The sequence below is a fragment of the Haloquadratum walsbyi C23 genome (assembly GCF_000237865.1).
GTDB lineage: Archaea > Halobacteriota > Halobacteria > Halobacteriales > Haloferacaceae > Haloquadratum > Haloquadratum walsbyi.
Window position 1 is genome coordinate 1605144 of the sequence record NC_017459.1, and the last position, 26113, is coordinate 1631256.

At 45.5% G+C, this 26113-nt stretch carries 20 protein-coding genes, 1 tRNA gene and 1 pseudogene; 8 read left to right on the plus strand and 14 right to left on the minus strand.

Annotated features, from left to right (window positions below; all coding sequences use genetic code 11):
- Nucleotides 1–334: 334 nt before the first annotated feature.
- Nucleotides 335–1996 carry a potassium channel family protein gene (locus tag HQRW_RS07110; RefSeq protein WP_014556057.1) on the plus strand — a complete coding sequence of 554 codons (1662 nt, stop codon included), beginning with the start codon at nucleotides 335–337 and terminating at the stop codon, nucleotides 1994–1996.
- A 10-nt stretch (nucleotides 1997–2006) separates the two neighbouring features.
- Here the strand turns inward: HQRW_RS07110 and HQRW_RS07115 are convergent, their stop codons facing one another.
- The 3 genes and pseudogenes from HQRW_RS07115 to HQRW_RS07125 form a co-directional block, all read right to left on the minus strand.
- Complete coding sequence (locus tag HQRW_RS07115) at nucleotides 2007–2867, minus strand: cytochrome c oxidase subunit 3 (protein WP_014556058.1); 861 nt, start codon at nucleotides 2865–2867, stop codon at nucleotides 2007–2009.
- 149 nt (nucleotides 2868–3016) lie between these two features.
- Complete coding sequence (locus HQRW_RS07120) at nucleotides 3017–4090, minus strand: phytoene/squalene synthase family protein (protein ID WP_014556059.1); 1074 nt, start codon at nucleotides 4088–4090, stop codon at nucleotides 3017–3019.
- A gap of 152 nt (nucleotides 4091–4242) precedes the next feature.
- A pseudogene (locus HQRW_RS07125) lies at nucleotides 4243–4617 on the minus strand (zinc ribbon domain-containing protein); the annotation flags it as partial.
- Nucleotides 4618–4777: 160 nt separating this feature from the next.
- Between HQRW_RS07125 and HQRW_RS07130 the strand changes: the two are divergent.
- Nucleotides 4778–5059, plus strand: coding sequence for a DUF7111 family protein (locus HQRW_RS07130; RefSeq protein WP_011571601.1), 282 nt, complete (start codon nucleotides 4778–4780; stop codon nucleotides 5057–5059).
- Nucleotides 5060–5201: 142 nt separating this feature from the next.
- On the opposite strand, the gene HQRW_RS07135 is transcribed toward HQRW_RS07130, so the two are convergent.
- Nucleotides 5202–5900 (minus strand): protein sorting system archaetidylserine synthase, encoded by a 699-nt coding sequence (locus HQRW_RS07135; protein ID WP_014556060.1) that lies wholly within the window; start codon nucleotides 5898–5900, stop codon nucleotides 5202–5204.
- Nucleotides 5901–6213: 313 nt separating this feature from the next.
- On the opposite strand from HQRW_RS07135, the gene HQRW_RS07140 reads away from it, so the two are divergent.
- Nucleotides 6214–6690: a cupredoxin domain-containing protein gene (locus HQRW_RS07140; RefSeq protein ID WP_014556061.1), complete on the plus strand. Its 477-nt coding sequence runs from the start codon at nucleotides 6214–6216 to the stop codon at nucleotides 6688–6690.
- 91 nt (nucleotides 6691–6781) lie between these two features.
- On the opposite strand, the gene HQRW_RS07145 is transcribed toward HQRW_RS07140, so the two are convergent.
- The 4 genes from HQRW_RS07145 to HQRW_RS07160 form a co-directional block, all read right to left on the minus strand.
- Nucleotides 6782–7420, minus strand: a complete 639-nt coding sequence (locus tag HQRW_RS07145) for a 30S ribosomal protein S3ae (protein WP_011571604.1) — start codon at nucleotides 7418–7420, stop codon at nucleotides 6782–6784.
- Nucleotides 7413–7964 carry a KEOPS complex subunit Pcc1 gene (locus HQRW_RS07150; protein WP_014556062.1) on the minus strand — a complete coding sequence of 184 codons (552 nt, stop codon included), beginning with the start codon at nucleotides 7962–7964 and terminating at the stop codon, nucleotides 7413–7415. Before HQRW_RS07150 ends, HQRW_RS07145 begins: the two co-directional genes overlap by 8 nt.
- A 10-nt stretch (nucleotides 7965–7974) precedes the next feature.
- Nucleotides 7975–9636 carry a hypothetical protein gene (locus HQRW_RS07155; protein WP_014556063.1) on the minus strand — a complete coding sequence of 554 codons (1662 nt, stop codon included), beginning with the start codon at nucleotides 9634–9636 and terminating at the stop codon, nucleotides 7975–7977.
- A 180-nt stretch (nucleotides 9637–9816) separates the two neighbouring features.
- A complete protein-coding gene (locus HQRW_RS07160) occupies nucleotides 9817–10293 on the minus strand; it encodes a 30S ribosomal protein S15 (RefSeq protein ID WP_011571607.1) in 477 nt (158 codons plus the stop codon).
- 284 nt (nucleotides 10294–10577) lie between these two features.
- Between HQRW_RS07160 and HQRW_RS07165 the strand changes: the two genes are divergently transcribed.
- Nucleotides 10578–10649, plus strand: a tRNA-Ala gene (locus HQRW_RS07165).
- 212 nt (nucleotides 10650–10861) lie between these two features.
- Here the strand turns inward: HQRW_RS07165 and HQRW_RS07170 are convergent.
- Both HQRW_RS07170 and HQRW_RS07175 read right to left on the minus strand, forming a co-directional pair.
- Nucleotides 10862–11062: a hypothetical protein gene (locus tag HQRW_RS07170; protein WP_049891817.1), complete on the minus strand. Its 201-nt coding sequence runs from the start codon at nucleotides 11060–11062 to the stop codon at nucleotides 10862–10864.
- Nucleotides 11059–12660: a DNA polymerase domain-containing protein gene (locus tag HQRW_RS07175; RefSeq protein WP_049891820.1), complete on the minus strand. Its 1602-nt coding sequence runs from the start codon at nucleotides 12658–12660 to the stop codon at nucleotides 11059–11061. Before HQRW_RS07175 ends, HQRW_RS07170 begins: the two co-directional genes overlap by 4 nt.
- A 63-nt stretch (nucleotides 12661–12723) precedes the next feature.
- On the opposite strand from HQRW_RS07175, the gene HQRW_RS07180 reads away from it, so the two are divergent.
- The 3 genes from HQRW_RS07180 (at nucleotide 12724) to HQRW_RS07190 (ending at nucleotide 18770) form a co-directional block, all read left to right on the plus strand.
- Nucleotides 12724–14139 carry a hypothetical protein gene (locus HQRW_RS07180; RefSeq protein ID WP_014556064.1) on the plus strand — a complete coding sequence of 472 codons (1416 nt, stop codon included), beginning with the start codon at nucleotides 12724–12726 and terminating at the stop codon, nucleotides 14137–14139.
- A gap of 46 nt (nucleotides 14140–14185) precedes the next feature.
- Complete coding sequence (locus tag HQRW_RS07185; protein ID WP_014556065.1) at nucleotides 14186–14752, plus strand: type II toxin-antitoxin system antitoxin SocA domain-containing protein; 567 nt, start codon at nucleotides 14186–14188, stop codon at nucleotides 14750–14752.
- Between the two features lie 2452 nt (nucleotides 14753–17204).
- Complete coding sequence (locus HQRW_RS07190) at nucleotides 17205–18770, plus strand: hypothetical protein (protein ID WP_149031532.1); 1566 nt, start codon at nucleotides 17205–17207, stop codon at nucleotides 18768–18770.
- Here the strand turns inward: HQRW_RS07190 and HQRW_RS07195 are convergent.
- On the minus strand, nucleotides 18750–19055 hold the full coding sequence (locus HQRW_RS07195; RefSeq protein ID WP_014556068.1) for a hypothetical protein: 306 nt from the start codon (nucleotides 19053–19055) through the stop codon (nucleotides 18750–18752). The two genes, HQRW_RS07190 and HQRW_RS07195, sit on opposite strands and share 21 nt — an antisense overlap.
- A gap of 205 nt (nucleotides 19056–19260) precedes the next feature.
- Here HQRW_RS07195 and HQRW_RS07200 point away from each other — a divergent pair, with 205 nt between their 5' ends.
- Nucleotides 19261–20937 (plus strand): DUF262 domain-containing protein, encoded by a 1677-nt coding sequence (locus tag HQRW_RS07200; protein ID WP_014556069.1) that lies wholly within the window; start codon nucleotides 19261–19263, stop codon nucleotides 20935–20937.
- Nucleotides 20938–20981: 44 nt separating this feature from the next.
- On the opposite strand, the gene HQRW_RS07205 is transcribed toward HQRW_RS07200, so the two are convergent.
- Genes HQRW_RS07205 through HQRW_RS07215 form a run of 3 tightly spaced genes read right to left on the minus strand, consistent with a single transcriptional unit; the run spans nucleotide 20982 to nucleotide 26044 of the window.
- A complete protein-coding gene (locus HQRW_RS07205) occupies nucleotides 20982–21716 on the minus strand; it encodes a M48 family metallopeptidase (RefSeq protein WP_014556070.1) in 735 nt (244 codons plus the stop codon).
- The gene (locus HQRW_RS07210) at nucleotides 21709–24687 is read right to left on the minus strand and encodes a type I restriction endonuclease subunit R (protein WP_014556071.1); all 2979 of its coding nucleotides are present in this window, start codon (nucleotides 24685–24687) and stop codon (nucleotides 21709–21711) included. Before HQRW_RS07210 ends, HQRW_RS07205 begins: the two co-directional genes overlap by 8 nt.
- Nucleotides 24680–26044 carry a restriction endonuclease subunit S gene (locus tag HQRW_RS07215; RefSeq protein ID WP_014556072.1) on the minus strand — a complete coding sequence of 455 codons (1365 nt, stop codon included), beginning with the start codon at nucleotides 26042–26044 and terminating at the stop codon, nucleotides 24680–24682. The genes HQRW_RS07210 and HQRW_RS07215 overlap by 8 nt, the downstream gene beginning before the upstream one ends.
- Nucleotides 26045–26113: the final 69 nt, after the last annotated feature.

The following is a 26113-nucleotide window of genomic DNA, read 5'->3' on the forward strand; positions in this document are numbered from 1 at the left end:
ATGGAACTGGAATATGTCGGATCATATTTATATCGTGGAATTATTATTGTCAAAATTTCATATATTGGAGCACATAGAGAGCGTAATATATCACACCGATATGCTCTTCTGAGTTCGTGCCGGCGGGTATCAATGCTTGATTGCTTGCGGCAAGCAAACCGCGAAGAATACCGAACTCATTCGATGTGCAGGCAGTTTGTGTCAGTTGAACGATTGAGAGAGCTTGTACTTGAGATTGCGGTATTCACCATGGTCATGTATCAATAATTAATGCTATATCACTGCTAGCGTCCTGCTTCGGCGATTTTTTTACCCTCCCCGTTGTCGAATCGACATGGCGTCTAATACCCAGCAGCCAGTCTCACATACGAGACGGCGACTTGGGCTTTATATTCTTACTGCATCTATTTCGATCATACTTTTTACCGCTCTTTATCAATGGTCAATGGCGACATTTGAGGGTATCTCTGTCAGTTGGATTGAAGCACTTCACGTTGTCATCGAGACGTTTACAACCACAGGGTATGGTGAGGATGCTGACCAGTGGAGTTCAGCACCGCTGCTTGTGCTTTCAATATTAATGCAATTGACTGGGGTTGCATTTATTTTCACGACCCTCCCGTTATTTGTTGTTCCACTCGTTGAGCAGGCGCTTGAACGAAGCCCTCCAACGACAACGACAATCGAAGACCACGTTGTTGTCTCTGCGTTTACAGATCGTGGCGCAGTTCTAATCAATGAGCTACAATCACAGGGTATCTCACATGTTGTGATCGAACCTGATCGGAATAGAGCAGTCGAACTTACACAACAGGGGTATGAGGTGATACACGGTGATCCAGAAGCGGTCGATACATTAGCGAATGCAAACGTATCGACTGCTCGTGCGCTTATCGCTGATGGTGACGACCGCCGAAATGCAAGTGTTATCCTCGCAGCACGTGAGTTGACAAGTGAGCTTCGGATTGTGAGCTTTGCTGAGGATCCACAAGTATCCGATTATCACGAGTACGCCGGTGCTGATGAGGTCGTTTCCCCGCGACAACTGCTTGGTGAGAGTCTTGCACAAAAGGCTGCATCACCAATTGCATCGAAATTCAATGATGCGGTTCCAATCGGCGATGATTTCGAAATCGCAGAAGTGCTTGTTCACCCAGATAGCACGCTCGTTGGTAAAAAGATCATCAACAGCGAAATTGGGCAGCGCACTGGGGTTAATATAATTGGGATTTGGTTCCGTGGTGAGTTTGTTTCGCCACCATCACCGGAAGCTGAACTTGATGAACACTCCGTATTGGTTGTGACCGGGAGTGAAGAGCAACTTGAGCGACTCCATGTACTTGCACAATCACAAACACGACGACATCGACGTGGACGTGTTGTTGTTGCTGGGTATGGTGAGGTTGGTCGATGTGCTGCTGAGACACTTGAATCTGCAAACCTCACACACGTCATTATTGACCAGGATCAGTCCAAACCCGACAATGTTGATATTATTGGGGATGTGACCAATGCTGAGACATTATATGAGGCAGGAATTGAAAACGCTGAGAGTGTTCTTCTTGCAATCGATGATGATACAGCAGCTATTTTTGCAACACTTGTCATCTCACAACTTTCCCCGCAAACAGAGATTATCGTCCGAGCAAATGATGCTGAGAGTGTTCAAAAACTCTATCACGCCGGAGCTGAGTATGTGCTTGCCTTATCGACAGTCAGTGGTCGCATTCTTGCGTCAAGCCTAGCTGAGCAGGATGTTATTGTTGCACAATCACAGATTGAGGTTGTTCGCACTGACGCACCAGGACTCGCTGGACAATCACTTGTCGAAGCAGACATCCGAGCTCGAACTGGAAGCACGGTCGTCGCCGCAGAGCGCGATGATGACTTACATACCAACATTGGTCCAGATTTTGTGATTCAACAGAGGGACACGCTCGTTGTTGTTGGCACTGATGCTGGGATTAACAGATTCAATAAATTAGCATCAACATAAAACAAGTCGTCTAAGCTCCGACTTCAGCACCGAGGTATAATACAACGACAAGGAAAATCCAGACAACATCAACAAAGTGCCAGTACATGGATGCAGTGCTGACAGAGACATGCCGATCAGCCGAATACTGTCCAAGTAATCCACGAAGCGTGACGACGCCGATCAGTACCGCACCAAGACTCACATGGACTCCATGCAGCCCTGTCAATCCGAAGAATGCTGATGCAAAGATACCTGAAGTGAGTGTGAAGCCCTCGTGAATGATGAACTCATAGTATTCATACACCTGCCCACCAATAAACACTATTCCAAGGAGAAGCGTTCCCAAGAGGCCGCCAATGAATTTCTTTCGCTTGTTATTTCGAATTGCAACATGCGCATAATGAAGCGTCACAGACGATGCAATCAGCAATGTCGTATTAATCAGTACAAGTGACCCTGTGAGGGTTGGAATCCCAACAAAAATTGAACCCCAGTTTCCAGCGCGTATATAGAAATAGTATCCAAATAACGCTCCGAATGTTGCTAGTTCAGATCCAAGAAATGCTAACATTCCCCAGCGGAGTTTATTCGCACTTTGTCCACTTGATTCTCGTGACCAAAAGTGACTGACAAAAGCATGATACACCCAGCCATACAGACCAGCAAGAAAGACACCAACAGCGACAACCATGGTTGCAGGACCCACCATCGGTCCAACAAGGTCACTATTACTCTGCCCAAGGATGTATAATGCTGCTGCGACATAGACACTTGCTGCCCCGACTGCAGTGACGAACGGCCACCAACTCGCTTCGCCGAAGCCCCGAGGCCAGTCTTCAACTGCTGGAAGATGATGCCCATGATCGTCATGTGATTCTTCGGTACCCATATAGAGTCCGTTGCGATTCGATGATTAAAAACCCACTCAAACATGTGTCTGCAATATCTGATATCTGCAGTAGAATACTGATTATTCTATTAGTCAGCGTGACTGCACAAGTGCTTGTGCGGTCGTTTCAGAGTCAGACCTAATCAGCGTTAGTCAGCGCTTGTTGGACGTCGGTGATATGGCTCCTCAGCAATTCGTGTACGAAGTCGATTGAGGACATCACGGTCAGTCGTTCCTGACATTTCTTCAACAACCGCAAATACCTCTTCACGAGAAATCTTCACATCTGTCTCCGAAAGGGCATCTTCAGGGCGTGAGAGAAGTTCACGAAGAGTGCCAACAGCCAATAAAAATGGGATAGCCCATGCTTCAAGTGTATTCCCGTCTCGAAGGGGGATTGTTTCAAGATATGTTTCGGCGTCATCAAGAAACGAACCAGCAAGTGATGCCGTCCGCCGAACTACAGTCGCCGCGCCAGCTTCATGCTCAGGATCAACAAGTTGATCTTGTGGGACATCTTCATCAGCAAGCCACTCTGCTGGGAGATAGATATTATCTTCATCGGTATAATCGTCATAGACATCCTTTGAGACATTCACTAACTGCAGTAGCAATCCAAATTCCTCTGCTGTCTCATATAGTTGCTGTCGTCGCTCTGAGGCGACACTACCTCGTGTGAGAAGATTCGTGATAAGATTTCCAACTGTTCCTGCCGCATAATAACAGTATTCTTCAAGTTCCTCACGCGTTTGGATACGAAGTCCGCCAGTGTCGGAGTATCGGTCGACAAAGGTAGTCATTCCTTGGACAAGTTCCCTTGCAGGTGGGATGATAGCTTTTTGAACCTCGTCAGGAAGTTCCCCAAACGTACGAAGAACACGAGGTGCATTGCGAACAACAGTCCAGTCATCGTCTAATTCACCTGTTGGGAGATGCGGTTCAACGGCAGACGCAAAGGTGGCGGCGTCTATTTCGTTCTCTGGGTCAAGCGCAGCATCATACGTTTCAAGTAGTTCAGCTTGCGTTTCTGATGAGATGTGTGAGGCATCCTCGATTGTGTCTGCAATTCGACAAACAAGGTATCCAAGGCAGATGTATGACGACATCGGTTCGTCAAGGACGTCGACGGTGAGTGCAAAAGTCCGTGAAACGCCCTGCACCGACCGATGGCACCAACGTAAATCAGCCTGGTCGACTCTCGGATGGTCATCCTGCTGAGACATTCGGGATATTATGCTACTACGAAGTAAGGATTAAAAAGGTTCGCGGGAAGCGATTCCAATTTAGTATCTCTCAGTGCACGTTATCCAGATTGACATCCTCCTCCGCGTGAACTTGGAGGAATCCAACGGCACCGCACCGCTGGGTTGGGATATTACGGTTTGTAGTCTCCCACCTCTGTCCGAGGTTGGAATCCTCGGGAAAGGTCATGAAGATAGACTCCAGGCTGTGCCAACCAGCCGGTACTGCTATCACCACCCAAATCGGGTGCAGACTCAGAGTTACTTTCTGTGTGATTGATGTCGAGACGGATGTTCTCCGCCCCATTCACATCAGCGTTGAACGCATCCCCGTCGCCGTCGTCGTGTTCTTCACACACGTACAGACCACGCTCAACACGCTGACTCTCGTCTTTTCTCCCACAGACACAACACGTTTTGCTCGTGTCGCGCTCTGACACTTCGACAACTTCGATTCCCTCACCCTTCGCCTTGTATTCGAGGATGTTCGAGAACATATCATGGCAATACACGTATTGAAATTTCATTAAATTGAGTAGAAGAAATAAAAATATATCAGATTACATCTTAGCGCTACGGAATATAGATTCGAGGTATGTTCATTATATCAGGGTGGCTGGTCATGGTACGGCCGGTAGATACGACTGTCTCGATATCTAAGCGATTACTATGTCTGCGCATGAGACAGAAGCCGATGGTATTGTTGCACGATATCGCGAGACTGAGACCGAACGCGTGCTTGAATTCGAATCAGAGACTGGTGGGCAAACAGCCGCGGTTGCACAGAACCGAGAGGGATATGCAATGTTGAAGGTGAGACCGAACGCGAACGGTGATGAGTTAGAGCGATATTATGGATTTGATATGGCACTCGATCACGCTGCAGAACTCCTTCGTGTCAATGTTCATGATCTTCCAATCCCTGAACCTGCTTCGGACATGGGAATGTAATTTCTGTTTACAATTGCGTTCGTGACCATGCCTTCGCTCGCGCTGAGTCACGTCACATGCAATAACTAGACGTGAGTAAATCACTCGAGCATTCAGACCGTATATAATATATTTTATATATTTTACATACTTGACATACTTGTCACTCGCGTCGCCAATAAAACTGCGGTCCAAACACGAGATAAGCAAGAGATAAGAATAATAGCCCAAAGGCGAATCCTTCTCCGAGTGTACCAGCAATGTGATGCCCAAACGATCCAGTTAGTCCAATCGCTGCTGTTTGAACAGATCCCATCACAATCGCATCTTGTGCATGGAGGTCAGGATATGTAATTGGTGCAAGCATAAGCACTGTCAATATCACCACTAGAGCGGACAGAATCGCTGGATTTGTGAATCCAGCAAGCACGCTTGCAGCAAGAATTGTGGCTGCCAATGTTGTTTGGACACCCTCAGTCTCGTTGCTTGCACTATCATATGCTGTATAGAGACCAAGTCGTGTGACTGCAGCGGCGACGAACAGTGCCGTGCCACCGAGAGCGAGCCCCCACCAGTTTGATTGATGCCACACGTCAAGGATGACCACCGCAACTACTGATGCCGGTGCAACACCGAATGAAGCGACATCTGCAAGTGAATCAAGATATTCACCGACAGTTGTTCCCCCACGATGTCGAGCAATGACCCCATCAAGCGCATCGGCAATCGCTGCGAGTAGAATAAGCCGTACTGCAAGTGTAATATCCACTATTGCAGCTACTGTAGCAAGAAACCCAACAGCAGCATTGGCGATAGTCACGACGTCGGCAAGCCCAATCCGACCGACGAACCGTGGTTCCATACTCCCAGCAATTCAGAGGACCAATTTACCTCTTTACATCTGTCTATTCGATATCACCGCATCCTAGATTTTTGACATCCTCCTCCGCGTATAGTACTTCATGAAACATTTTGAACCATCGGTCCTATGCAGCAGTATCAGCAGCTACTCTATGCCAAGATTTTGAATTGAATTTCTCAGTAAGTTTTCAGGAGTATTAAACGCCGTAGTATTGCGCCTGCTCAGCATATAATCGACTGGTGGACGACATGATAACTATCATAAAATACCCTTACAAATAACTGATATACCGTTTGCGCTTGGAGAATAATGTATGAACGACAAAGCGGTGAACAACACGGATACTCCATCGCGTCGACAAGTTCTTACTTCATTCGGGACCGGTGTCGGTGCTGTTATGACGACAAGTATAGCTGGATGTCTTGGCGGAGGGTCTGAGCCTGGAAGCGGTGATGCATACGATGTCGGGATGACAGCAATTGCGTATACACCACAGGAGATCACGATTACAGCGGGTGAGAGTGTTGTGTGGCAGAATACCAGTTCCCGTGGTCACACGGTAACAGCGTATGAATCAGGAATTCCTGATGCAGCATCATATTTTGCAACTGGTGGCTATGAAACTGAGGATGCGGCTCGTGAGGCATTTCGAAATGACCTTGGTGGACTAATTGACGGCGGTGAGACATGGGAATATACCTTTGATATACCAGGGACATATGAGTATCTCTGTATCCCACATGAACAACAGGGCATGATTGGGACGGTCACTGTAGAACCTGTTGAGTAACTAACTTCGCTATCGAGAGAGAACAGCTATTCAATCTGGAGTTTCTCGAAATTAATCGAGAGATAGAGATAAATACAAATACAAATATATCCTATTCGACTGCGACGTCTGCTTCGTCAACGTCAACTGCGGCAGCCTCTTCGGCGGCAACCTCTTCAGGACGAGCTTCAAGTGTTAGTTTCTTTACTTCAACGCGACGAAGTGGATAGATTGTCTTTGCTTCACCATAGATAGCAGAGGATAGTTGCCCTTCGATTGCAGCATCGATAAGATCCGCAAATGTACGCTCATCGGCGGCATCTTCGACAAGATCGATCATAACGCGTCGAATTGCCTGTTCTTGACTTCGGTCGGCTTTCTTTGTTGTGAATGCAACTGGTTGGAGTTGCACACGATAGTCATCTGTCGTGCGGACAGTAATTGCAGCATCAATCTTCGATGCACCGCGTCGAATAAGACTTCGCAGGTAATCGCGTGCAAGTTCGTGTTTAATGAACTCAGTGTATGCTGCATCGCTCGTGACATCGTTTACTTTGAATGTGAGCTTAGTATTGTTCTCGCCTTGGTCACCAGTGATATCACCAAGTGTTACTTCAAGTGTTCGTCCGTGGATCTTCTCAGGGTCGTCTGCAAAGGTTGATCCAAGTTCACTGCGGTCAAATTGCTCTGGAGCAATTATGCTATACCATCGGTCGCTACTCTTCTGTTTTGAAACTGATCGTTCACTCATGTGTTTGAGATGTGTGTGATTGTGATTGTGATTCTGAATCTATACAACTCTGACGACACTGTTCAACTGCGGTGATGACGGCATCTGCTACCGTCAGATTGACAATCATGTCATCGACTGTTGATTGCATCCCACCAGTCGTCTCGCGGGTTATTGTTGTCTGAAGGGTTTCTGTCTGATTATCAACAGACATTGTCATTGATGCGGTGTTGTCTGGTCGCACTGCTGCTGCGACGAGTTCAACATCAGTGTGTGTCGTCTCAACTTGCGCGGTTCGTGATACTCCCGCCGAATCTGCATCGACGCACGACTCTGCATCTGTAGACGGCGATGACGGCGATGACAACGATGACAATGACCCTGAGTCTAGCTCTGACTCGGAGTCCGATCTTTGTGTGTAGGTCATGCCCATAGTTGCATCATCATCCTCTGTTGCATCGCGTTGATCATTCACTCGATACTTCGTATTGGTTGCATCGTTTTCGTGCTTGCAATTATTGCTTGTATGTGTAGTATCCTCCGCTGATTGATTCTTATCTGTCATATATCCATCCTCATGATTCCTCTCGGGTCAGTTCACGGACAACAGCGATAATCTCCGCTGGAGGGACTGTCGAATTAACACGCACAAGTGCTTGATTCGCATCTCCAACCCATCCATCCTGCATTTGATTTATTTCATCATCACCCGTATCACCTGCATTAGCGCCATCGTCGACATCATCAGATTCCGCTGGTGTGGTTGTTGAATCCATCTGACTGACAGCGTTATTCTCCGCAGGAATATCAGTTGTCTCTATATCAATGTTGGTCCTGAGTGCCTCCGCGACCACAACTGCATCAACAGTAGTTGATGTTGACTGCGTATCCCGTGTTGGTTGTGTGGCAACTGCGACAACCTCCTCACCAATTGCAAGCACAAGAGACTCAGGTGTCTGATATCTTGACGCAAGCTCTGCGACTGTCAATAACCGCCCCGGGGTCGATATATCGCCTACCGAACTGTCTGTCTCTGTTTTCCCGGATTCAGTAGTGCTACTCATCTCATCAGGACCCGAGGTGGTTGATGAGTCTTGGAACTCATCATGGTCACGGCATCGAAGGAGATAGACACCGTCATATCGCCCTGTATGTGCAGTTTGGAGTATGTGATGAACAGCTCGTGCATGTTCACGCCAAGCGCTGAGTACTGCATCACTTGCATCATGACTGATTGCGAATGCAATAGCAGTTCCCGGGCGCTCGCGTGAAACTGCACGCAGAACGTCTGCGTATCCTTCAATTGTTGTCATCGGACCATCTGGTAGATACTGCGGATGAAGAGCCTGCTCAAGAGATATTGCAGTTCCAACTGTCGGCGTCGATGCCTTGATTACATCAATCGTGACCGCAGAAGCAATCGTCCGCTGATCCTCATCTGAGAGATTTATTAATGATACCGCATCAGTGAATTCACCTTGATCATCACCTTCACTACTATGAGCATCAATGTCAACGTCAAGATCAATCTCAGCCATCATCGCTTGAGTTGCATCAACATCTCCGCTGAATGATGCATGCATTAATGTCGAGTGAGCAAGACCATCAACAACATTGCTAATAGGGATCCCGACTCCTGGTTGCTGGTCAACTGAGACAGTGTCTGTTGTTGTCAGTGTTTCAAGTAGTGATGTAGCGAACCCACTATCATCCGTTGTTTGTGATTGTGCCTGCGTTTGCTCTTGATTATTACTCGCTGACTTCGTTTCGAGTGAAACGCCGGTTGTAATGATACCAGCAAGTGCAAGTAGTGTATCAGTCGGTGGAATGGTAATATTCACATCTTCTCCACTCACGTCATCGGTCGTATCTACTCCGGACTCAGATGCGTGCGTTGGCGTAGTGAGTGCCTCAGTGACTGCATAAACACTGCGTGTCACCGATCGTTCGACCGGATTAATATTGATATCTGCTGCTGGATGCGATAATCCAAGTGCAATACAGCAACCATCATCCTGGTCGGTAACCGTTGGATTAGCGTGCCCAAACTGATCAGCGCGAATTTGAAACGGAGTGCTCTCCCGACGAAGTGCGCGCGCAAGGAGTCCTGCTGCCGCAATTGCATCACCATTACTCCGACAAATAACACGAACAAATGCTGTATCTGTAAGTGTCGTTGCGACGCTCTCAGCAGAGCCATCTATTGTCGGCATCTCAGAGCGTGTTGATATTGTCATCGTCGGTATACGTTGAGTTGAGTCGATTAGCAGTCTCTCAGAGCTAAAACTCTGACATGGTGATGATATCAGCGTAATTACTGTCTGTCCCTGGTATCCTGTGATGAACACACAGCAATCATGCGCTGAGAAATCATATGATCAATCTGGGTCATATATTTTTGAGCTTGGGTTTTCTGTCTATGCCTCTTCCGCCTCAAGTAATTCGACAGCGACTTCAAAGCTGTAGGTGAAGTCCTCATCAAGTTCGTCGCCACGATAGTATGAAGCGAGACGACGGATTTTCGACTCAGTATTTTGAAGTGCACGCTTATTCTGCATGTCCTGTCCGTTTTCATCGACATGTCGTCTGAGTCGAATTGCGCGCTCCATGAGATTTCGAAGATCTTCAGGAAGCTCCGGCTTTGCGTTATGCTCCTCAAGGATTGTCGTTACTTTCTTATCAGTCGCAAGTTTGACATCTGGAATCGGAGTTCCTTTGACGCCTTCATCTCGAAGTTTCATCCCGATTTGACTTGGTTCATGTCCTTGCTCCGCAAGTTCGACAACGCGTTCTTCAATTGCGTCAGCATCAATATCGCTCCACTCTGGGGGGTCATCTGCCACCGGCTTGTCCGAACCGGACGAACCGCGGCGGCGGGTGTGCATTCGTGCCATTGGTGTATCAATCTAAATTGGTCAATATACGTTGATTGGAACGGCACAGACCGCAGAAAAGCGGTGAAGTAAGAGACGAGTATCAGATACGGCTCTTGTGTCACACTTCCGCAATCCCAAGCCGTCTAGAGACGGCAAGTCAGATTTGCGGCCGTGCTGTTCCCAACTAAATTATCGGTTGAGTGTATAAAAAACATTGCGACTGACAGATACCGATGATATTGGTACTGATATATGAGTCGAAGGGCTTAATATTACAATTGAAATAATATATCGTACAATGTGGGCTCGTAGATCAGGGGTAGATCACTCCCTTGGCATGGGAGAGGCCCCGGGTTCAAATCCCGGCGAGTCCATACCGCTCCTTCGTCGCGGTGGATTGACCAGACGGCGCGGGGGTCGTTATAAAGAACCCCCCTTATTTACCCCCCATTTCTGCTGTTTTTCAAACGGTCCTGAGAGGGCAAAACTCAATCCAAAGTATTCCGTCGCGGTACACCACCCCTACACGTACCCCGGTTACACCCAGTGAGTTTCTTTTATTGACATATAATTCTATTCATTCCGGCTAACAAAACGACGCCAACCCCTTCTGACTCATACCATTCACCGCACACTGAACATCAATCTCAATCGCCGCAAGCACACTGTCAAGAGGACGAATAACCGCGCCCTCTATCATGCGATCAACGTCAACGATAAACTCACCATCGTAACTCGCAATCTCATCAACAGTATTGAATCCGATCACGTCGATGTTCCGATTCATCTCATCGGAGTACTGATTGTCGAGATACACTCGCATTGGTTTATCGCCTGATCCAATATTTGTGTCAAGCATATGGTTTGCGTTCCACGCCGCTCGTGGGTGTGCCCCCTGTGGATGATTGCCGCTGGAAGACCAGTTGTAATAATCATCGTTGTCGGCGTGCTCTTGACTAATCTTCTTTCCAAGCCCGCCGGGGATGCCGATGGAACCCCAATCTTCACTGCTGAGTCCGGGGTAATAACGTTCGATGCGGCTTCCACGATACTTACTATTTTATTTTCGCTTTTCCCGTCAAGAATGGCTTCTATGACCTTCTTCTGCGTGTTTTGAGTCAATTCTGAAAAGTCAGACCGCTTAGATCCATAGCCGACTATCTTCCGTTCGGGATTGTCACTAATGTCGTCGCCCTCGTCCCAATGACACAGATATGCGTACCGTTTCTTCTTGCCTGATTGGAAGAACCGCTTGATGTAGTTCTCGCGCTCGATCAACCACTCGTTGTCTTCGACCGGAACATTGTACTGCTCGTTGACGAAGCGGGGATACACCTCATTGCTCAACGTGTCGCATACTTCTTTGGCACGTCGCAAGCATTTCTCCATGCTCCAGTCGTCAGACCACTTAATGTAATTACTGTCAGTGTCACCGTACAATACTTCGCCTTCGGTTTCTTCTTCGACGTACTGTGCAGTCCGTTTGATACATTTCCGACCTAAGACGGTGATTGCTTCTGCTACATCTTTGTCGTATAGGAAGAAGTGTTCCCATCCGAGCACTCCGTAGATTGAGTTAGTGATAGTTTTGGCAACGGCGTACCGTTCACCCCACGTTGCAACTGCTTCTCGATCACCACGGTCACCAGCGTCGTTTTTCTTGTCACGGTAACTTTCTTTGAGGTCAATGGCTTCGTCAATTAGCTCTCGAAAGATGCCGTCTTCTCGTCGGTCAAAGTAGATTCCGTTTGGACTTTTATTGTGCGAGAAGCCCGGCGTGGTTGGACTCTCTATCTTTTTCTCGGGCGAGATATTGAACATCTTCATCGCCATTGGATACAATGACTTCACATCAATTCCTGTGACATTCTCGTAGACACCGTTGGCTGGTTCAAAGACGTGCCCGCCGCCGAAGTCCTCCTTGCCTTGGAAGTGCTTAGTTGGTCCGTGCAGTCCTTCTTCGTGTAACTTGCACCGAACGAACATCTCGATGAATTGGTTGTTTTGTCGAGTCAGGTCAAAGTCAACGCCGACCTCCTCACGGAGAGCGTTCTTGAACCCGATAACTCCCGCCTCTTTGTTAATGCCGACTGTCAATAGCGTGTCTTTTGCATTGTAGTTGAGAAACTTGATTGGGTTTTCTTGCCACATTTCGTGGTAACCCATGTCACTGTGTTCTATTTTGGCGTCGTCCAGCTCAACTTGTGCTACGGCGTCGAGACGGTATGATTGAAGCTCGCTGCGTTTGGTGTCTTTGTATGCGCTCAAGAGGTCGTACACAGTCCGTCCACCGAACTCTTGAACATCTGCCCATCCACTCCCTGATAACTTCACACTGCCGTCTTTACGCGCCATACGGTCGGTACTGACACCAAGTTGTTCCATGCGACCGAGGAGCCATATGACTTATATTTTTAAAACAGTGACACGAATCTTGCAATATATCGCATGGCATCAAGATATCTTGGGGTTTTTAATAGATATGATCTTTTTGGGAAATCAATCCCTGGCGCGACGCTCACAGCCGGAATTATTCTGATATCACCGAATGATAATTTACCTACCCAATATGGTAACAATCCCACATTAATCGAGCTGGTGGCTCTGATTGCTGCTGCTCTGGCTATCGGATTATTAATTGGTGAAGCAATCCATATGTTCGCTCGAGTAACTGAAAGATTTCTCCTAAATGTCGGACGACGGCTGATTAAGTTTGGACGAAAACTAAAAGATAGTGTCTTATCTCTCACTGGATCATTAAAGATCTTAGAACTTAAACTAAAGCCTAATTATGACTTCAACACTGATGATCTGGATAAAAAAGTTGGAGACAATGAGCGACCTGGCTCAATGGATCACCCGGACGCTGAAGAGGTAGCTAAACTAATTCAATCTGATTCAGTAAGTAGTGACTCAGATAGCGAAAAAGGGGATAAACCAATTCGAATTGATTCAGTAAGTAGTGACTTAGATATCGAAAAAGGGGATAAACTGGTTCCAGATGATTCAGTAAGTAGTGACTCAGATAGCGAAAAAGGGGATAAACTGGTTCCAGATGATTCAGTAAGTAGTGACTCAGATAGCGAAAAAGGGAATAAACTGGTTCCAGATGATTCAGTAAGTAGTGACCCAGATGAAGACAAAACGGCTAATCAGGAGGAAGTGGGACTTATAAATGTGTTAGAACATCCATCAAATATATTGCGTTTACAACCAGGAATCTACAAGTCGATTCCGGAAATAATGGTTCAGATTCTTCAATGGGTATCGTATGTAATAGTCAATGTTATTACCATACCGTTGCGGAAGATACTCAATACAACTGTTTGGTTCAGTGGTTGGGTAGTCGACAAGCTATATCCCGTGTTCCAACGACATCGTGTATTATTTCAGGTATGGATTAGTTCAAACTACGATTATACATATCCAGAACACTTGGATCGCTGGGAGCCATCTGATCCGGTTTTAGCAAGAAAACTTGACGAACAATGTAGTGAAATACATGATATCAAGCTAAAACAACGCGAAAGCCCTCCTGACGAATCTTTCTACACCTTCGTGGCGGCAAATGTCGGGCAGAATTCTGAGACTCTTTCACAACGGTTTCAAAATCTCTATTCTTTCTGCCGAAGCATGTGGGTGGTGTTTTCAATTATATTAATCATTTACACGTTGTCAATATATTTAGCAATTATCGACACAGACTCTTCTCGTTACATATTAATTTCCTCTATTCTTTTTGTTTTAATTCTTCTTTTTTTGACTTCTACAGGAACATATAAAAAATTATATATAAAATATCTTATCTCCGAAATGTCAGTGCTCGAAAAATATGAAACATCCACAACTGAAACTGATCAGTAATCTGCATGCGCATAATTTACATATAACCGTATCATTTATCTTATTCATGTCGTTGGGGCAGACTAAAACTCTCGATAATATCAAGATCTTCATCAATAGAGCGGATGGTCCAGTCTCTGCAATTGAATTACAAAAAATTATGTTCTTTGCAGATATTCATGCCACCGAAGAATTTGCAGCACGTGTTACGGAAGCGAAGTTTAAACCGATGATGTATGGTCCGTATTCACCTGACATCCGGGAAGCACTCGATCATCTCATTGAAAAGAACCCGGAGCCGCTTATAATACGGTCTCAAACGCGGAATGGTAATAGTGAAAAAATATTTAATTATGCCAATCTTTCAGACACCGATCGAACAAACCAAAAACGTGTTAGTTACATTAACCATATAATGAACGTGATTAATATTCTTGAGTGGGGCGTAGACGAATTAAGTGAATTTTGCAAGAACTCCTCTGCTTATCAAATGGCAATATCAGATGATAAAGAGTATGTTTCATTTAGCGATTATCGCGATAAAATTGAAGATGATGAACAACCAGATATCGGCGTCTACAATCGCAATAATCACAGTGAAGATAGTCCTCCTGAGTGGGCATTCGAACTATAGAGGTAGATATCTTCTTGCCACGTTTCGTTCTCCTGCTCCGGCTTTCTCAGGGCACGTTTTTCCGAACCAGCGGCAGTGCTGGTCATATCGCTCATCAGATATCACGCTTCCTAACTTAATTTTGTGTCATCTGCGGTATTATGGAAAAGATATCCATGACTATTCCAGACTCGCTTGTAATAAATTAGCAATAATCGTGGATATTTCTCGGAGGCGTTATTCGCAATGTAGAAAACAAATATAGGTGATACTGTGCGCGTACTATGTGGAGAAGGCGATTTTGTCTTGGATCCTTGTCAGCTGACTAAACTTTTTATTAACTGAGCTTATAGCTATCACCACTGGGTGTGTATCCGTCTCCAGAGATGTTTCTGAACTCGCTTGAGATGCATTCAGCCATCTCTTGATCACTGTGATTATTCTTTTTTGAGTCCCTTCCGTCCCCATAGCCAGCCCAGCTTTTCACCAAATGAATCCTTGCTTAGATACTCATAATATTCTTGATCATCTCTTTGATCGACACCATATTCACTTTCCCAGTAAGGAATCGGCAGTTGACATTTCATACCATCGGTAGTGGTAATATGAAATAAAACAATTTTATGGCTAACTCAATAGTCAACATTCAGAAAAACATGAATTCCGAACACTCTGTCATCTCAACCACGATTTTCCATAATCATAGTGAAATGACTATGAGCAATATATAATTGATCTCAATCAATTTCATCAGTGTCATCACCGCGAAAAACTGTCACACAAACAAATAAACGCTCTTTCTGTCACATGCCCAACGTCAGTCATCAACTTGCTGTCGTAATTTACAAATGAAATTGTGAACGCATCCTCTTGTCCTGATCGTGCTTCCAGTTGGTCGGTTTCCTGCGGAACTAAGCCAGATCTGAACATTGAACAAGATATAATTGTATTCTTTTCAGGCTGAGAACGACGGGAAGCGCCGGCATCCTTGTGACAATATGATTGAGCAAGTTATTGTTCAACACGGCGATGTCCCTGATCCCAGTGATATTGAACAACTCATTTTCAATCTCATTGGTGGGGACTCAATATTGTGTTGATAATGAATTATTATAAATAATATTGTATATATTATACATTATTGTGAAGTCAATGTTGACCGACAAAGTCAGTTATCTTGAATTGATAAAAAGCTATCTTGACTTATCAGAACCCACAAGATTGACCGGTCGGAACAAAGTTAATGTCAGTTGCTTCTGAATCACAGTTGTGCTATTCTTACTTATTTTTGGACGAACGTAATATTCTGTATTCCGACATCGATTTATTTCGTCTCATAACTGGACATTTGGTCATTTTAGATTAGAACTAAAGCGTGATTTACTCAGACGAGAATTTAATTCAGACACTGATCATATGATTCTTATTCTGAGATACCTATCAATGCAAATCACACAAACTCCTGGGAGGACGGTGACGACATTTCGGGAACGACTTAATGAATGCCGTCAACCGACTCAAAAAACTTCATAGAAGCGTTTTCTTGAATCCTTCAGACGGTTCCTTGTAGTGCATGTGATCGTAAGAATGAGTCTGGTTTCGTTCGGGAAGGCTCGGTTCTTGTATGTATTATCGTCTTTTTTCGTTAGCTCGTGAGCAGGCTGTGGAGCCTGTCAGAAGGTTTTATTTTCATATATGCTACGGTTCATCTTTCATGAGAGAACGCTATCAGACACATCTGTTGGATCTCTCAGGTGGTCGCTTGTCTTTTACTGAATGTGACTGTGACAATCATTTCTGGTTTCGTCCGGGAAGCGGGCGCATCTTGTCTTTCTGTACCAGTGAATTGTGTGTGTATCAATTATACCATTGGTAATAATTGTTGAAAGTATATTATTAAAAGTATGCGGTTGCGGGTGGCGGTAGTTGTGCTGTTACTGTAGTGGATGCGTCTTCCCCCTTCCTGAACGTAAACAGTAATAAAGACAGCAACGCGGTAAAGACAACAGTATAATTAACAGCAGTACTATTATAATAACTGTGCACAGTAACTGGGTACAATAAGGTAGGGTGGTAAGTCAATGTCCAGTAGTAATTGACTCAGCAAAAGTCAATAACGAATGGTAATAATTACGGGGGTAATTTAATAACCAATGAACATTGCCGCGGCAAGAGACAATAACGACTGGTAATGATTATACGTAGGGGGTCAAAGACAGTTGGAACATTGAGTGCCCCCACCCGGGGTCAAACAAACGCAACTCCGTCAGAAAATTGTTCTCGATTTTCACTTCCGCCTATGGGATTTCATCGAAGATAATTTAAGATCGAGAGATTGATCTGAAGTAATCATAATTGACCGTTTGTTAAATTATCTTAGGAGCGGCGATAGAGACCCTATTTAAATGAAAGTGACAAAGATTTTTTCGAAGAACTGGCTCACTACCCACATCTGAGGACATGGTATTGATGTGTGGGGGTTTATCCCGGCATCCGCCCACCGTCTCTACGGATGGATGTAACCGAAAGCGAAGAGAGCGAGGATCCTTCTCAACCCAGTATCAAGCGAGCACGTGAGTGTCTCTCCTCTGCTATCGCGAATGGATTCAGTAACTCTTCACCAGTGCTGGTTGACGCGCTTCCTGCTATGGGTAAGAGTCGGGGCGTCATCGAATGGGCGGCGAGTACTGGAAATCCGCTCACGGTTCTGACTGCCAGGCATGAACTTTACAATCAATATACAGGTTGGTGTGACGAGCTGAACTTAATCTCGCGAATCCTTCCTTCATTTTATGATGACTGCCCATCTGCGAACGGAACACACGGAGAAAAATGGGAGAAACGAATAACTCAGATTTACAATCAGAGAGATCTCCTTCCCGGGGAGATACACGATAACGCGCATGAACTTTTTGATGAAGAACTTCCATGTCAAAAGGGGCACGACTGTTTATATTTCACCCGGCGAGATTTTGATCATACAAAATACGACGTGTTAATTGGTCACTACTCACACTGTTATTCACCACAAAACATTGAAGATCGATACGTTGCAATAGACGAGTTCCCACAGGGTAGTTTTCTTTCAGAATATAGCGCCGAAACGGTCGCCGAATCGGTAGGCAAGTATCTTAATCAGAAAAATGAGTTGCCATTCAATTATCTCAAAGATATCGAAGAAAATCGACGGGATCCCGGAAAGAAACGAAGTGGACTGAAGTGGTTTACCGAACACAATCCAGAGATTGAACGTGACTCTCTCAATATCATTGAAAATACTCGGGGCTATCATCCAGAAGCGCCGACAATGACATACGCGATTCTTGCAGCAGAGGATCTTGATAATCGATGGGAATACACAGATTTTCCTGACGAGCGAGTGGTGATCAATGACCCGAATGACAAGTCGCTAACTCTACTGAGACAGCCACCGTTCTCTGAAGCCACGAGTGTTATTGCTCTTGACGGAACACCAACCATCGAAAAATGGAAGCTAATGCTGGGCAATGACTTGGAGCATAGCCCTGTATTGAGCGATGATAAGAAACGGGCATATGTGCGAAAGACGCTCGGCATTCAGATTATCCAAACGACGAACGCAGCGAATCACTACTCAGGGAAATCAGCTATTTCCGTGACTCCAGAACGAGATATTGTTTTATTTGAGGGAATTGAAAGCCGCGAAAATCAAAAGCCTGCCCTCATTGTCTCACAAGCCGCCGAGGAAAATTACAGAGAACAAGAGGATCTTTCCGATGTCGTTGACGAGGTTGAACACTATGGGAATATCAAAGGGAGCAATAAGTTTAGTGATGCTCGCGTCGGGGTCATTTCTGGAAGTCCACATTACGGAGATAACTATATCAAAAAATGGTCTGCTCTCGCCGGGAAGTCTGTCTCTCGTGTCGAACGAACAAAGGGAATGGGTCAAGACTTCGGCACATTCGGGAATCAGATTCTCCATGGAATGCGTGAGAATGCTGTGCTCCAAGCAGCGATGAGATTTGGGTCTCACTATTCACTGCTCATTGCTCATTGAATCCTCAATTTTCATCGTCACAAGTTTGTCTTCAACCTCACCAAGCTTACTGTCTATTTGCTCAATGAATTCATTAGTTTCCTTCGTTGTAATCGCGCCCTGACCAGATGGATCAATGAGATTCTCCTCTTCAAGAACACGTAGAGAGTATCGGACCTTGTGGTGCGCATAGCCGGTCTGGTCAGACACTTTGACGATACCAATCGGCTCGCTGTCGATAACCAGCCTCAGAATCTCCAGGTGGCGATCTAACATATTCACTTCTTTTTCGAGTCTACTAATCATGTTGTTTGTTAGCGTACTTCACGTCGGTTAAGTGTTTTCTCTCTCACACTTGTGATCAGCTTCGTTGCAACTCTTGGATGGAATCTGTCAGCTCTATACGCCGGTCATACGGTATCTAAGTACGATAAAAACAGGCTGAAATGTAATATAGATAATACTACCTAAATTATAATTGAATAGATGTTTGAAACTCAATATTGCTATCATGCGAGCTGAATTCCGAAAAATCAGGGATTTATTTACTAAGGGCGGTACTAAATTTGAAGTTCCTGACTATCAACGGGGTTTTGAATGGGAGCGAAGTCAATTTGAAGATCTTTGGTTCGATATTCAGAGACTTGAAGATACAGAAGACATTCACTATCTTGGTAATATTATACTGCTAAAACAAGACAGCGAATCATACGAGATTGTTGATGGACAGCAAAGAATGGTCACGATATCGATTTTTATGATGGCTATTAGGGATATTTTGTGCCAAGATAACCAAGATGATCGGAGGATAGAAGATATAATCAATGCTTATCCCTCCGACCAGACCGACCCAGTCAGACGGATTCGTCTTAATGATGACGAAGCAGATGAACACTTTGAGAATCTCTGGTTGGGAAATAGTGAGAACATAGATGGATCTATCCAAACAGCATATGATTACTTTTTAGATCGATTAAATGATGTTGAACAGGAGAAAATCGAATCGTCGTTAGTGCCGAAGATTATCAAAAGTTTAAGAATAGTTGAGACTCGCTCAGATACAACAAGTTTAGCGTATATGATATTTCAAAGTCAGAATGAACGTGGTAAAGACGTTTCACCGGCAATTCTGGCAAAGGCACGGATTTTCGGAGCCGCTGACCGTGAGGAAAGCAGAGAAAGGCAACAAAAAATCACTGGACACTGGAAGAAAATATATCGGCGACTAAACTCAGAACTTGGCGGGACACGGTTTCATGAAAATACACGTGTGCGGCGGGTACTCAGTCATATATTAATTAATTCTGAAAGCTCGACACCAGCTCAAATTAGCAAATCCGCTTTTTATCGAACTTTTGATGAAGTAGTTCAGCAAAAAAATGACGTACTTAAGTTTGTCAAGGACATTGATAATCAAGTTGATACATATTTACAGATTGCAAGCAATGACCTGGATGTTGAGGCACGGGATTTTTCTGATGATGCCAAAAAGAGTCTTCAATACCTGAATTCAGCTGCCACCCAAGGAGAGATATTATCACTTTCAATAATAACCAATACCGATGATAACAGACAAAGGGAGGAATTTCTAAGACTGGCTTCAGTTATTGGCATGCGGATGCAGCTTGGAGGAGAGAGTTCCAGCGACATACTCGATGCGATTCATGCGGTTGCCAGCGATGTACGGGAATCTGATGACATTCGATCTACTCTTCGACGGTCAGTGAGAAATAGAACGCCTGAAGATAGCGAAATAATCGAATATCTAAAAGCAAACTCATTGACTTTAGATGGATCATGGCGATTCCGGACACTGCTGATTCTTCAGAGCATAGAGAATGGAAGGCGAACTGGAACAAGTCTTGAATTGGGTTCTCTTGATATCGAACACATTGCTCCTCGTCGAACGTTCGCAAAGTCAGAGTATGCTGAGTGGAGAATAGGTCTTGATATGGAAGAATTTGAAGAGAATGGCAAACGCGATTGTCTCGGCAATCTGACTTTGTTACATAAAAATGACCATTCTGCTATTGACGAAAGTTCCTTTTCCCGAAAAAGTCGAGCATATAGGAATTCGGATATCAAGATTGCACAGGAAATCGCCGATATCGATACTTGGAACCACGAAAAAATAGATGAAAGAAGTGAACGATTAGCCAAAGAATTGGTCAATCGATGGAGTATATGACTATCTGTCGCGGCGATTAATTATAGATGGAAACAATCGCAGTTTCATAGATCGGCTTTCGAGAAGATGAGCCGTGCGCTGTTTTCTTTGAGCCATTCCGCGTGTTCCACATACTCGGGATGATACTCTGAAACAAGATCCCAGAACGCCTGTGTATGATTCGGTTCACGGAGATGCGCTAATTCGTGGACCACAATATAGTCAATCACATCAGGTGAAGCCATCATCAACCGCCAATTGAGACCAAGTGTGCCGGACGGAGAGCAACTTCCCCATCTTGTTCGTTGATTCCGAATTTCGATTTGCGTGTACTCAACTCCCATTTGAGAAGCATACTGCTCGGCACGGTCGGCAAAGTGTTGGCGTGCCTGATTCCGATAGAAATTCTCCAATGCTCGTTTGACCGATGACTGCTTTACTGCGCTCTGTCGTAATCGAATCGTCTGGTATTGGTCCGTAGCGGACACAGTGTGGGACTGTCGAGATTCAATTACCAACTCGTGCGTTTCCCCAAGATATGGAAATTCTTCACCAGCTTCAAATGTCCGTTTAGGGGCTTCATCTCGATATGCTTGGTACATTCGTTGTTTTTCCAGCACCCACGAAGCGTTCTCCTTCAGTAGTTCTGTCGGAAGAGTATCTATTGAGTGAGGCACAACGACCGTCACCCCGTGAATGTCAACATCAATCCGTGGCTCTGATGCCTCTGCACTCCGCCGTATCTCGTATTCAACGCTCTTTCCCAGCAACTCAATCTCGCGGAGTTGGACCTCACTCATACTGCTCAGCTGTCATCTCGTGATTTTGGATGAGATACTCCCGTATTGTATCAACGAACTCGTCATTTCCTGCGATGAGACTTCCGAGATCATATTCAACAACAAGCACATCTAACAGGATTCGTTCGATCTCGGAAATTGTCTGTTGATTTGTTTTCCAGCCATCGAACCCATAGTCAACTCGCTCATAGAACTGCTTAACAATATCTTCGGCAACGGATTCCGCCTGCTCTTCTGACTGAATCACCTCGCTGGTTTCCTCCGTGAGATGGGTATAAATGGCGAATTCAGCGTCATTCATCCCCTGCTCTTCTGCCTCTTCCTCGATTTCAAGAATTTCTTCCTCAACCGTTTTTAGCGCTTCAACTGCCTCAGGATCGTCAATTTCGCTTCCTTGCCACTGTGCAACGATGTCTGTCACCCGTTCACTGAGTCGCTTGTAACGTGGATTCTGGTTTTCACGCGGCTGAAGATGTTCCTGTGTGGCATGAGCAATCTGTGATGCCTTCACTGACGGATTCTCTGGTTCGTCTTCTTCTTCCAGATACTCTTCTCCGAGCTTGTATGTTGGAAAGTCACTTTTCACCTGTTCTATTGCGACGTTTTCACTCACTATCTTTCGGGTCTTCTCCCGCATATCTTCTTCAGGGTTATTCTCGCCACTGGTCGTCCGCTTGAACGCAACATGAATCCGACTCAGCCATTTATATCGCCTATCAATATCTTCTTGAACTAACCGACCATCAGGTGCGACTGCCTCATAGAGATCCTGTAATTGACGGAACCCTCGTTTGAATTCACGTCGAGTTGGATGTGTCAGCACTCGCTCCACTGCCTCAGTCGTTGCCTCACTGGAGTCGGTCTTTGGAATCCCATCAAATATCTCCATTACGAACTCCAACTGGTCAACGAGATCATCAAACAGCTCGTCTTTGTCACGAGCGGCGTTTGCCTGTGTCTTCGTATCGTAATCGAGAGCGTCGTCAATGTTCTCAAAGACGCCTTGGAAATCGACAATCTCGCCATTCTCTTTCCCGTCTGCTGGTCGATTTGTTCGGGCAATTGCCTGCATCAGGTTGTGATTCTTCAAATTACGGTCGAGGTAGATCGTCTTCAAGACTGGAGCATCAAATCCGGTCAAGAGCATGTTATGAACGACCAGCAACTTCGGATTATCTTCATCCTTGAACTCATTGACTATCGAATCGCGCTCCTCTGAATCGGTATGGAATTGCTGGATGAGGTCGGAGTCGTCTTTTGTCGAGGTATAGAGAACTTCAACCTCCTCCTCACTCCGAAGCTCTATGAGTCGTTCACCATACATCGCTGCCGACTGACGACTGGAAGTAACGACCATTCCCTTCCAGCCGTTTGGAGCAACGGAGTCGTCATAGTGCTGGTCAATCACTTCAACCGCTTTCTGTACCCGTGGCTCAATCTCAGCCAACATTCTCGACGTTACCTTCTCACGAATAACCGCCCGCTTCTCGTCCGTACTCAGTCCGCGGAACTGCTCTTCAAACTCCTCGTCAAGTCCTGACTCATCTATCTGCCATTTCATTTCGTGGCGGAGCGTGAAGTACACAGGAAGAATTAATTCATCATCTATGCCTTCTTTCACTGAATAGCGATGAAGATAGTTTTCATCCTCTGGGGAGAACTCATCAAAGGTGTTTTTATCTTTCTCTCGCTCTCCTTCTCGAACGGGTGTGCCAGTGAAGCCAAAGTGAGTACAATCAGGTAAAGCGGCATCCAATCGACTCCCGAGGTCAGCCTCCATAAATCGGTGAGCCTCATCAGACATTACCACAACTTCGTCGTTGCCCTGTACGTCGGGATCCACGTCTTGGAATTTTTGAACAGTGGTCAGAACGAGTTCGCTCTGTCCTTGCTTGATGAGTTCCTGTAAATGTTCGATACTCTCAGCTTCTTTCCACGCCTCTAAGGAGAGGTTCGTCAACTGATCCCGCATCTGGCTATTCAGCTTGTCTGTATCGACAATGATGAAAACCTGTGGATTACGGGCAACGTCTCGATCTAACAGGTTCTCCGCCGCATACAACATCGTGAACGACTTGCCTGACCCTTGTGTGTGCCAAATAAGTCCCCGGTCGTGTTTGTCGCGATCAACCCGTCCCAACATCTCATTGACTGCGTAGTACTGCATATGCCGTGGAATAATCTTGGCGTTTCCACCCGCTCGTCGTTCGTAGAATACGAAGTTCTTGAGAATATCAAGGAGCGTTTGTGGGTTGCAAAGTGCCTGTATCGCCTGTTTGGGGTCGTGATCGTCTACAAACTCTTCTGGGGCATCATTCCACGGCTCATAGAACTCTTTCGACGCTCCAACTGCACCGTATCTGAACTCTCGTGTATCCGCTGCGACATTGAATAGCGTCGGCACGAATAATCGAGGGAGGTCCTCTTCGTATGCCTGTAGGTCACTGACGGCGTTGTACCAATCGTTATCCTGTGCAACGCTTTTGAGTTCCATCGTCACCAGCGGGATCCCGTTGACAAACAGGTTCACGTCGGGACGGATCGTCGTTTCACGAGAGACAGAAAACTGATTCAGAGCATGGAAGCGATTGTTCTCTGGGTTCTCATAATCAATCAGATCGACGTAGACCGTCCGGCTGGCACTTCCGTTCTGCTTGACTGAGAATGTCTTGCCTTTGGTCAGTAACTCGTGGAAGGATTCGTTCCCATCCATCAGGTTCTCAACGTCAAGATCACGCTTGAGTGAGGAGATGAATTTCTCGACGTTCTCTTCTGTTAGGCAGTCGTTGATTGCGACGAGCTGTTCAGCCAGTAGGTCCCAGTAAATTACTTCATTGCTTCGGCGTTCGTATTCTGTATCAAGTACGGTCGCTCCTCGGCTTCCGTCCTGTCCGTGTGCTTCCCAACCGACGGCGTCAAGCCACGAGAGAAGCGAGCGTTCGATGCCGCCTTCGTTGGGGACGCTAACCATGTTGGGCGATTTCGTCGGGCACCTCTATGTTAGTGTCGGTTGTTCTGACTTTCCCCGAGGAGAGGTCTTGCATGAGTCCCCGTTTTATTCGACTTAATCGCTCCGCAATTTCTTGTTCTTTCTCAATCTCCTCATTTACATTGTCGAGAATTTCGACAACTTTCTCCTGGATTTCTATTGGTGGAATCGGAATTGGTAGTCTTCTCATTGAGCCAATATTGAAGTTATTTTGCCCACCCCCTGCTTTCCAGGCGTCAATAAAGCCAATCGCCTTTTTTGAGTTTATATAGTATTGTAAATATTTTGAAAGTATTTTATTACCCGGGCGAGATATTATCAATGAGAAGCAATTGCCCCCGGCATATTCTTCATTAACTACACAACTTTCTCCAAGATTCACACCTGTGCGAACGGTAAGAACATCCCCTTCGTTAAGAATAGATTTCGAATTCTGCTCATTGAATCTTTTTGAGATATATCTGAGGGAAGAGTCGTCAATGCCGTGTTCACGAACATTCTTTGAGCGAACAAATGGCACCCCGTCATCCGAATTAACATAATGTTCTGTGGCTCCTGAAACAATACCAACGGTAATCTCGTCACAGACTTCAGAGGCAGATCTAATTTCCCAACTACTTGACACTTCACCAATTCGCGTTTCTTTTGTATCCTGTTCATTTGATAGCCCGGTAGCAAATATGTCTTGTTTCACCCCAAGCTTTATATTTGATAAAGAATTAATGGCTTTTTGAGTTTTCTCGATCGCCTGGTCAACCGTGTAGAGTACGGTGGCGATTTTCCGCTGTTCCGACAGAGGGGGAGTAAGAAACTGTAAATCTGGGAAAAAGTCCAACTGGATTGATGGATGAGTACTCCCAATCCCCAGCCGTTCCAATTCTGGCTGACACCACTGGAAAATATACATAAGAAAATATGGATTAGACAGGTCTGGATAACACTCAAAAGTAACAGTACTTTGGTCGGTCGCCATCTCTCGATTAAGAATAGCTGATTCACCTATTGAACCCGTTCGGCATAACGCTAAAGCCCCTTCTGGTATCAGCTTAGCTCCAGAGTTGGCTAAACCCTCTTCAGTTATGTTATCCTCAGTTTCGTCTATCTCTACAGTATCAAGTCCTGAAAGGTCGTGTATGGCTATCCACGGAATATTACCATTCCAGTACTCGTCTGTATCCGTCGAAGGAGTATGTCCTGTTTTTATCTTAGTAATACTATTAGCACCTGCTACATCCCATCCAGATGGAAGTTGTTCTGCCCTTGTCAGTACGCTTGGACTACGAAAGTTGACTCCTGTCTCCTGATTAGCAATATCGTTGAGCTTCGTTTGTTCACTCATAATTCAGTGCCTCCATATGCTGGGTCATCTGAGCCTCGATTTCGTCCCTCCTTCCCGTTGTCCAAGTCT